Source organism: Candidatus Similichlamydia epinepheli (assembly GCF_003056015.1).
The window spans coordinates 1-2,558 of record NZ_PPEU01000096.1 but is presented as its reverse complement, the minus strand read 5'-3'; the positions used below and the strand labels follow the sequence as shown (position 1 = coordinate 2,558).

Sequence of the window (2,558 nt, the reverse complement as noted above, 5' to 3'; positions counted from 1 at the left end):
CAGGGGCAATTATCGAAACAAAAGATGACTTATTCAAAAATTATCTTAAATCGATAGAAAAGTGGAATTTTGATTCTTCTCTTAAAAAAACGAAAATTGCCTACACCAGTCTAGAGGGTTGTGGGTTTCCATTTACACCGCAAGCTTTAGGTCAATGGGGGTTTGAAACATATGTCGATCAGGAGAAGCAAACACCTTTAAAGAGAGAAAAAAGCAATCCAGAGGACTTGGACAGCTTAATAGAAGGAGTACAACTTCTAAAAAGAGAAAAATGCAATGTCCTTCTTGCTAACGATCCAGATGCAGATCGAGTAGGTTTAGTCTCTTTAGAAATAGGGTCTCCCCACTACTTATCAGGAGATGAGCTAATCCTTCTTTTGATCGCTTACTTGGGAAAACAACTAGGGCCAAATGGAACAGGGAAATGGGTAGTCCTATCATTCGCTGCGACACCGATGGCGACCATCTTAGCTCATAAATTTGGATTTCATGTTGAAATTGTACCGCCGGGCTTCAAACACATTTCCAAAGTGATATCACTCCTAGAACAAAGAGGAGAATTAGACAAATTCCTCATGGGAGCTGAACCTTCTTTGGGTTTTCTCATCGGTTCTTCAGTGAGGGAAAAAGACGGAATCATTGCCAGTTGTCTTTTCGCTTGCATTGCCGAAGATGCAATCAGAAATAAATCTACCATAGTACAAGAACTAAATAAAATTACTGACCTGGTTGGATTTCACTTTGATGAAACCATATCCATTCCTTTTCCACCACTCCTCAAGACAGAGCTACTACTCGATAAGATTGCTAAATCTATTAAGAATCTAAAAGAGCTGCCCCTCACTCCGTCAAATGACATACCTTCAGAACCAGGCAATTTACCTGTTTTCTCATGGAAGGTCGGAAATAAGGGCCGCCTAATTTTACGTGCCTCCGGAACTGAGCCCAAACTAAAACTCTACCTTTCACTTCCTGGGAATCGAAAAGACAGAGAGAATTTCGAACAATACAAAGAAGATCTCATTCAAAAAGTTCATGACTGCATGGACTAGAAATCGAACGAGCTAAGTCAGATGAAACTTGCTGACGAATCTTCTCAAATTCTTCTTCCCGATCCATAGCCTTCAAACATACTTTTATGTTGTATTCAGTCTGCTCTTGACCTCCGTCAAGTGCAAGCACACGCAACAAAACTTCAAGAGCTTCCTGAAAAGCTCCCAAGTCAAATAAAAGAACCCCAATGTCACCTAAAAGAGGGTAGTCACGAGTTGTAATAGGGAAAAATGCTTTTGCAACTTGAACCAAACATTCAATCCAAGAAGCTCTCTTCTCAATAGGCATTGAAGCAATTCCACTCCTAATCGACTCAAAACAGGAAAAAAAGACAGAAGGATCGTAATTCCCCAAGCGAATAAGATGCTCAATGAAATCGATAGATTGATTCCCACTTTCCTGAAAGCAATTAACAATCTGCCAATATTGCACCATTCCAAACGAATCGAACAAAGTAGAAAATAGTGGGAACAAACAATTGCCACTGGAACGATCAGTAGCCATTGCAGTAACAAGGATAGATTGATCACTCGATTTCGTAATACTTGCGTCTTGCTGTGTTGCATGAAAGTAGTAATGAAGTGACAAGTAATTTACAGATACCGATCCCATCGCAGGAGAAGACATGCAATGGCCACCTACCTGATCTAAAACATGAGGAACAGCAGATCCTTGATCAGAAGCAAGCAGGCAATATCCTGCAGGAGACCAACTGGAAATTAAATCTAACGTTCTAAAAGCTCCAATCGGAAAGTTGAAGTCATTTTTCCATTTAACATCGTGAGACCTTTTCAGCGCATAATTCCAAGAAGGTTGTGAATAGTAGTTTTCGGGGTTAATTTCTTCCCCACGATGGACAGAAAGTTGAGCCGATCTCATTGCTCTCGGAAGAGTTTCAATGCCTTCTGGTGTAACCAAATCACCATGCATTTCATATAACTTGCCTTCATCACTCAAGAATAGATCGTGAGGTAGGCTGTCAAAGAAATAGTTAGCAATAGCCAAAACTGGATTTGTAAGACGATCAGCCTCTAATATCTCTTGGCTCAATCTAAGAGTAAGTTTCTCATCACAAGTCGCGTCAAAACAAGCAAGATCAGCTATCCCCTTATCGAAAAAAATTCTTAAATCTGGATGATCTAAAATGAATTGAAGGTTATCATCCGACAGGTCTACGAATACATATTTAAGACGAACAGGGAACGACTCAAAAAGATCTTGCATCATGTTTAGAAGCAAGTATCCACATCGACCAACCCCACAACCTAAATCCAAAATATAGATCGTATCATCAGGATTCAGGCTACCTTGACTAAGCCAAAACTTTAATTGCAATTCAAAAAGATGGGCATATCGAGAAAGAATAAATGGGGAAGTCGTGAGGTAACAAGGGACACCCTCATGGGTCCACGCTTTGGGCCCCAAGTCCTCGTAGACCTTCTTATGTAATGACCAAAATAAAAACGGCTCTCAGATTCTAAACATTCAGGAAGAACTCCAGAGTC

The 2,558-nt window shown here is 40.3% G+C and carries 2 protein-coding genes; one reads left to right on the top strand and one right to left on the bottom strand.

From position 1 onward, the window contains the following. The coding region (locus GCCT14_RS04400) for a phosphohexomutase domain-containing protein (RefSeq protein WP_204592953.1) at positions 1-1,052 on the top strand (1,052 nt) is incomplete at its 5' end. On the opposite strand, the gene GCCT14_RS04395 is transcribed toward GCCT14_RS04400, so the two are convergent. Then, positions 1,021-2,478, bottom strand: a complete 1,458-nt coding sequence (locus GCCT14_RS04395) for a tetratricopeptide repeat protein (protein ID WP_157952608.1) — start codon at positions 2,476-2,478, stop codon at positions 1,021-1,023. The two genes, GCCT14_RS04400 and GCCT14_RS04395, sit on opposite strands and share 32 nt — an antisense overlap. Positions 2,479-2,558 lie beyond the last annotated feature (80 nt).